Origin of the sequence: Rhodococcus sp. (in: high G+C Gram-positive bacteria) (assembly GCF_049591685.1) — a bacterium.
Classification (GTDB): domain Bacteria; phylum Actinomycetota; class Actinomycetes; order Mycobacteriales; family Mycobacteriaceae; genus Rhodococcoides.
This window is the reverse complement of sequence record NZ_JBAWFH010000280.1, coordinates 1-6988: the sequence shown is the minus strand read 5'-3', so window position 1 is coordinate 6988 and position 6988 is coordinate 1. Positions and strand designations below refer to the sequence as shown.

Here is a 6988-nt window from a genome sequence, read left to right as displayed (position 1 = left end):
GGCAACGCGGTCTGCCAGCGCCAGCGCTTCGGACCGGTCGTGGGTGACGTGGACGACGGTCAGGCCGGCAGCCTGCGTCAGCGACCGCAGTTCCAGCCGGAGCCGATCGCGCAGTGGCTCGTCGAGCGCGGAGAGGGCCTCGTCGAGCAGCAGTGCGCGAGGCGAGCGAACGAGCGCCCGGGCGAGTGCGACGCGTTGCCGCTGGCCGCCGGACAGTGTCGCGGGATCCCGAGATTCGAGGCCTGGCAGCCCGACGAGCTCGAGCACGTCGGCCACCCGCTTCTTCCGTTCCGACCGAGACATCTTGGCTAGTTCGAGGGGATACGAGACGTTCCCGCCGACCGTGCGATGCGGCCACAGAGCGTGCTGTTGGAACACCATGCCGAGTCCGCGATCCTCGGGCGGCATCGAGCGGCCGACGCCGGCCACGATATCGCCGCCGATGGTGACCGTGCCCGACGTCGGTTCGAGGAAGCCCGCGGCGGTACGCAGCAGGGTCGTCTTGCCCGACCCCGACGGACCGACGAGAGCCAGGAACTCACCGTCGGCGATATGCAGGTCGATCCCCGCCAGCCCGACGACCCCGCCCGGGTAGTCGAGGTGCAGCGAGTCGAGGGAAATCGCGGACATCAGCGGTGCTTCTTTCGGTCGGTGACCCCCGCGACCAGCCCGAGGCCGGCGATGCCGACGAGCGCGACGAGGAGGGACAGTGCGGCTGCGGCGTTGTAGTCGCCTGCCTGCTGCAGATTGAAGATCGAGACGCCGAGGGTCTGCGTGCCCGGAGCCACCAGCAGCACCGACATCGTCAGTTCGCGAACGGCAGTCAACGCCACGAGCACGGCACCGGTGACCGCTGCGGGAACGGCCAACTTCCACGACACGTCGTACAACGCGCGGACGGGTGACGCGCCGGACGAGCGGGCGACCTCCTCGAACGCCGCCGGGGTCGCCTTCAACGGCGCACGGACCGCCTGAACGACAATGGCGAGAAACGCCATGACGTATGCGCAGAGAATGACCCACTTGGTGTCGAACAACCCGGTGTACCGGCCGACGATGAGCCAACCGACCGCGATGACCAGGCCGGGAATTGCCTGGGGGAGCATGGCGACCAGATCGAGTCCGACATTGTCGCGAGATCGGGTGCGGGTGGTGAGAACGCCGAGGGCCAGGCCCACGACACCGCAGACGACCGCCGCTCCGAGCGCCAACACCACGGAGTTCTCGATACCGACGAGCGTTCCGGGCGCGGTGACGGCCCCGACGATGCTGTCGAGAGTGAGATTTTCCCAGGTGAGCGGGATGCCCGGGGCAGGCAGCAGAGCTTGCGAGGCGAGTGCCAGGATCGGCAACAGCGTCACCGACAACGCCAGCAGCCACACCACGACGCCGACGGGCCTCCGGCCCCGACCGAGTGGCAACAGTTGCGAAGCCGTCGCGGGTCCGTCGATATGGGTGGTTCGCCTTCCGAGCAGGCGGTCGACGGCCACCGCTGCCACCGCGAGCAACAGCAGCACGATGCCGATGGTGGACACCACCTCGAGTGGTTTCTCGACGGTGCCGGACTGGATGAAGCGGTAGACCATCGTCGACAACGTCACGTAGCGATCTGGGAGGCCGACGAGAGCGGGAATGCCGAAATCGGCGAGATTGGACACAGCCACCAACGTGAACGACGCCACCGACGCCGTCCTCAGCAGCGGCAGGGTCACGTCCCTCAGCGCTCGCCACGGTGATGCCCCCGTCATCCGCGCGGCCTCTTCGAGATCGCCGGGGATGCGCCGCAGGGCCGCGGCGACGATCAGATACGCCAGGGGGTACGAGTGGATCGTCAGAAGAAATATCACGCCGTCGCCGCCGTAGATGTTCCACAGCGGCCCGTCGAAGCGCGCTGCCCACCACTTGTTGACGATGCCGCTCGGGCCGAGCAGCCCCGTCCACGCGATGGCACCGACGAACGGAGGAATCAGCAACGGGCTCAACAGGATCAACCGCAGCACCCGTCGACCGGGAAGATCGGTGCGGTCGAGAACGAGGGCCATCGCCACGGCTACCACCACGGCGAGCGCCGCGGAAACCCCCGCGGAAACGAGGCTGTTGACCGCGGCATCGACGACTCCACCGTCGAGAAGTTCTCGGATATGGTTGCCGCCGAGCCCGATCGACACCACTGCGCCGATCGGGACGACGATCATGGCCGAGACGCTCACCCAGAGGGTAAGCCGAACACCGGCCAGACCGTCCGGGCGGAAGTGCCTAACCGACAAGCTCGTTGAACCTCTTCACGGCGTCGGGCTGCAATGCGGTGATCTCCGCGAGATCGGGAGTGATGAGAGCGAGATCGGCGAGAGCCGGGGCACCGTCCGGAGTTCCGACGTCGCCGCGCACGGGCAGATACTGCTGCTCGACGGCGATTTCCTGACCTCGCTTGCTCACCAGGAAGTCGAGGTACTTCTTCGCCGCATCCTGGTTGGCGGAGCCGGAGAAGATGCCGGCAGGCTGCGAGATGTACGGAACACCGTCGGTGGGGTATTCGAGCGCGATCGGTGACCCCTTGGCGGCGAGCTCGCGCACCAGGTAGTCCACGACGATGCCGATGGGCTGCGTTCCGGCGGCGACGGCTTGGCCGACCGGGCCGTTGCTCTCGGCCACGATGGGCTCGTTGGCCGCGAGTCCTTCGAGCCACGGCTCGCCCAGCGACTCCTCGCTCAACCACACCGCGGTGTTGAACGCTGCAGCTCCGGACACGTCGGGGTTGGGTAGGGTGATCTGCCCCTTGTACTTCGGGTCGGCGAGATCCTTCCACGCCGTGGGCGGCTCGGTGACTGCACCGGTGTTGTACGCGATGACCGTCGGAATGATGCGGGTGCCGACGTAATAGCCCTCGGGATCGACGATGTCGCTGTTCAACGCCGAGGCGTCCGCGGGCGTGTACTGCAACAGCAGGTCGTCGTCCTTGTACTTCTCGAACGTCGGCGCGTCGGCCGCGAGAAGTACGTCCGCACCGACCTTTCCGGTCTCACGCTCGGATGCGATGCGCGCGTTCAGATCACCGGTGCCGGCCCGGAAGACTTGCACCTCGATGCCCGGGTTTGCGGCGGTGAACTCGGCGTTGAGTGCGTCGATCTTCGCCTGCGGCTCGGAGGTGTACACGGTGAGCGATCCACCGCTCGACTCTTCGGCGGTGTTCTCGCTCGCGGGCTCGGCCGGTTCGGAGCAGGCGGCGAGCGCGCCGATCAGGGCAACGGATGCGACAGCGCCCAGCAGTGGGCGGGAGCGCAGCCGGCGGAGTGACCCTTGGGGGCGACGGGTGAAGATCAAGGTGGGTTCTCCTGCAGACGTGGGAGAGACGATCGTCGCCGGGTCAGGCGACCACCCGCGGACCCGTCGGGGAACGGTCGGTGGCGAGAAGGTGAACGTCGGCTTCTACGCGGTCGTGGCCAGCGCCGCAGCCAACCCGAAAGCTGCAGTGAGCACGCACACGTGCACTGCCGCCCGGACTTTAGAATCCTCGGCCCTGGTTCGATGCGCGACGGCCGCGACGAGCCAGGTGGCGCGCAGGCGTCGCGCCAGCAGGACGAGAACGACGAGGGCAACGGTCTTGGCCAGCACGACGCGTCCGTACCCGGTGTCCCACAGTCCGTTGACGTCACCGATCTTCACCGCCGCGTTGACGGTTCCGCTGACGGCCAGGATCCACACCGACCACCACGCCAGCCGTGAGTAGGCCGGCAACATCATCGCCCAGGAACCCTTCGCGCGCAGGGTCAGCGTCATCGCGGCGAGCACTCCGAGCCACAGCGCTGCTGCGACGGTATGGACGGCGACGAACACGGCTCCGAACAGCTGCTGCGACATGTGGCCGGTGATGGGCCGTGCCACGAGGGCGAGGACGGCGAGGACGGCGAGCGGAACCGTCGACCAGGGTGCTTTGCTGCGGTATGCAGCCAGTGCATACAGGCAAGCGCCCGCGGTACAGAGCACGGTCACCAGGCCGAGTTGCCCGACCGTGATGTCGGTGAGGAACGACGTGAACCGCCTGGCGGGCAACCCGCCGATTCCGCTACCAGACGATTCGGTGGCCGCCGCGACGACCAATCCCACCTCGGCAACCGTCCACGCGCCGGCAACCGCTGCCGAGGTGCGCCACACCGCAGGCCTGCCCCGGACCGGAAACAGATCGGTGCGGAGCAGCGCGAGCCCGAAGACGGCTGCACCGAGACAGTCGGCGACGACGCGGACCACCGACGACGGGTCGGGGCCGTCGGGGCGGGCGAGCAACCATGCCACACCTACCCCGGCGATGGCCGTGACGCCCGCGACGAGCGCCCACCACCGGCCGAACACCGTCAGTCGGCGTTCTTCGGCTTACGCAGAGCAAAAGCCAGACCGCCGCCGAACACGACGACTCCGGCCACCAAGAACGGCCAGATGGGGAAACCTCCGCCGCCCGACTGACCGTCGGCGGAGCTGTCCGCTGCGGCGCCGGGCGTGCCGGCACCTTCCTCGGTCAACGTGAACGTCCGCGTACCGCTGATCGGGTGGCCGTCCGCAGACGTGACCCGATACGCGACGGTGTACTCGCCCACCGGACCGAGTTCACCGACGTCGACGACGATGGACTGGCCGTCGATCCGCGGATCACCTTTGGACCACAGATTGCCGTCGGGGCCGACGACGTTCAAGGTGGCGAACTGCGATTGCGGGACCTCGTTGAACGAGATCGACACCTGCTCCGGACCTGCCGCGATTTCGGCGCCGTTCTCGGGATTCGATCCGGTGACGACGGAGTGTGCACCCGCTGTCGGCGCCCCGATCAGGAGCGCCGCCATCGCGAACAGTGCAACGAGGAACTTTCTCATGACCGGCGACCACGAACCGTCGCGCCGATGCCGAGTGCTGCACCGAGAGCGCCGAGTACCAGGGCAACGCCCGCAACCCAGAGTGCGGTGTTGTCGCTGTTGCCCGAACTGTCGGATGACGCTGCGGCCTCGGTGGTTTCGGTGGTTTCGCTGCCAGCCGAGTGACTGCCGTGTCCGTCGGAGGAGCTACCGGCGGCGGCGAGCGTCAGCGCCGGAGCAGGGAGTTCGGGCTCACTGCCGTCGGCAGCGGGCTCCTGCGTCCACTCGACGACCTCGCCGTCGTTGTACGTCTGTACTGCCGGGAAGCTCACCGACTCCTCTTCGGGCAGCGGGCCCGCCGAGAGCAGGAACTGCTGGAACTGACCGGGCAACACCTCCGAACCCGGGGCGGCAGTCCACGTGACGGCAGTCGCCAGCCCCTCGGCGTTCTTGTCGACGGTGGACGTCCAGCCCGGAATCGGCTGGGTGCGAGCAGAATTGAGGCCCGGCAGTTCCACCTTTACCGACGAGGTTGCGGCCGTGTCGGATTCGGTGGGAACGCGGAACGTCAGCACGGTGTAGCCACCCTGCTCGGCGCCCGGAGCGGCCACCGTCACGTGCGCAGATGCTGCGCCGGCGCCGAAGACGAGCGCCAACGATGTTGCGCCTGCGATGATCGAGGTACGACGAACGGAACTGTTCATGAGTTGTAATTCCTTCTCGAAAAATATTGTGACAGTTGGCAATCGGAAGAGAGCGCTAGAGAGCGAACGCCGATGCTGGTGGGCCACGTCTCGAGATGGATGTACCGAACAGGGGTGCAGACGCCGAGGTGAGACGGTCTGCCGCGACGAGCGACGCCGGGGCCGACGGCAGCGACCGGGGAGGAGCGAGGATTGCGCGCACGACACGGGTGATCGGGCCGTACAGTGCCTCCGCGGCACACACCAGCAGTGCGGCTGCGGCGGAGGCCGTCAGGTGGAAAAGGGCCATCGTTGCGCTCGGCAAAAGCCCGTGTTCATGGGGACTGGCAACGGTGAGCACGACATGCCCGGCCGATTGCCCGAGCAGCAGCCCGGCGAGCACCGTTGCGAACTGCGCATAGCCGGTTCGGGGACTGGGCAGCCTGGCCACCATTCCGGCGCCGACACCCACGATCATCAGGAAGGTCAACGCCGAACCCGACGGGTAGCCGCCGCCGGCCGCTCCGTGCGCGGCGACCGCCAGAGCAACCGTCGATGCACCAACAGCTCCGCCGCGAAGCGAAGCCGCGGGAGCCATTACGTTCCTCGAGCAGTTAGCGGACGCCGAGCCGCGCCAGCAAGTCGGCTTCGATGCCGTCCAGCTCCGCGGAGATCGCCTGGTGTGCAGCCTTACGGCGAGCGGGCGGCATCTGCTCGGACGTGCGCACAGCAGTACCGAGGTCGGTGAGGCGCGAGGAGATGGCGTCGGCGAACTTGCCGGTCTCGGCATCGGAGTTCGACGCCGCGACGCGGGCGAGTGACTTCTCGGCACCGGCGATGCGTGCGCTGAGCCTCGCGCCGTGCCCCGTGAACTCGCCGAGCTCGGCCGGGGAAACGCCCATCTGCGACGCCTTGCGCTCGTCGAGACGACCTCGCACAACGGTGGCAACCCGGTAGGCGATGGGAGTGAGCACCGGCACCAGCACGCGTGCGATACCGATGTACTTGCGTACCTGCGCTGCAGAGAAACCGCCCGTGAGCGCTGCCTTCTGCTGAGCCCTGAGCGTCGCGATCTGCGCCTTTTCGACGTTCTTCTGCGACTTGGCCTCGACCGAGTTGAGCTTGCGCTGGGACTTCGCGATGGAATTCAGCTGCTTGCGCTCGTTCTTGGCGCCGAGCTTCGCCTCCAGCCGCGCCTTGTGCTTGAGTGCCTTGGCCTCGGCCTTACGAGTGGCACGTCCTTTGCGCTTGCGGAACAACCCCATCGACAAGGCCCCTTACATCAGCTTCGGCGGTTCGGCGCGGCGTTCGCGCTTGCTCGGGGGACAGCCTATCCGTTCGCTTTCGGGTGGCGTATCGGGCCTGGTGGGTGGGGAGGCATGCGTTGTGTCGGAGGGGGGACATAGGCTCGAGACGTGAACAGCCAGCCCACGGCGGGGACGAAGCCGACCGCCGAGAAGCCGG

General features: G+C 67.6%; 8 protein-coding genes. All 8 read right to left on the bottom strand.

Annotated elements, in window-relative coordinates:
- On the bottom strand, positions 1 to 630 hold a 630-nt coding region (locus tag WBQ44_RS11810), incomplete at its 3' end, for an ABC transporter ATP-binding protein (protein ID WP_495566876.1).
- Complete coding sequence (locus tag WBQ44_RS11805; RefSeq protein WP_495566878.1) at positions 630 to 2195, bottom strand: ABC transporter permease; 1566 nt, start codon at positions 2193 to 2195, stop codon at positions 630 to 632. The genes WBQ44_RS11805 and WBQ44_RS11810, both read right to left, overlap by 1 nt.
- A 61-nt stretch (positions 2196 to 2256) precedes the next feature.
- Positions 2257 to 3282 (bottom strand): ABC transporter substrate-binding protein, encoded by a 1026-nt coding sequence (locus tag WBQ44_RS11800; protein ID WP_495566877.1) that lies wholly within the window; start codon positions 3280 to 3282, stop codon positions 2257 to 2259.
- Positions 3283 to 3426: 144 nt separating this feature from the next.
- Positions 3427 to 4347 carry a CopD family protein gene (locus tag WBQ44_RS11795; protein ID WP_495566875.1) on the bottom strand — a complete coding sequence of 307 codons (921 nt, stop codon included), beginning with the start codon at positions 4345 to 4347 and terminating at the stop codon, positions 3427 to 3429.
- Positions 4348 to 4349: 2 nt separating this feature from the next.
- On the bottom strand, positions 4350 to 4862 hold the full coding sequence (locus tag WBQ44_RS11790) for a copper resistance CopC family protein (RefSeq protein WP_495566874.1): 513 nt from the start codon (positions 4860 to 4862) through the stop codon (positions 4350 to 4352).
- Positions 4859 to 5545 (bottom strand): YcnI family copper-binding membrane protein, encoded by a 687-nt coding sequence (locus WBQ44_RS11785; RefSeq protein WP_495566873.1) that lies wholly within the window; start codon positions 5543 to 5545, stop codon positions 4859 to 4861. The genes WBQ44_RS11790 and WBQ44_RS11785 overlap by 4 nt, the downstream gene beginning before the upstream one ends.
- A 55-nt stretch (positions 5546 to 5600) precedes the next feature.
- Positions 5601 to 6122: a hypothetical protein gene (locus WBQ44_RS11780; protein ID WP_495566872.1), complete on the bottom strand. Its 522-nt coding sequence runs from the start codon at positions 6120 to 6122 to the stop codon at positions 5601 to 5603.
- A 16-nt stretch (positions 6123 to 6138) separates the two neighbouring features.
- Positions 6139 to 6789, bottom strand: coding sequence for a DUF6474 family protein (locus tag WBQ44_RS11775; protein WP_495566871.1), 651 nt, complete (start codon positions 6787 to 6789; stop codon positions 6139 to 6141).
- Between the last annotated feature and the right edge of the window lie 199 nt (positions 6790 to 6988).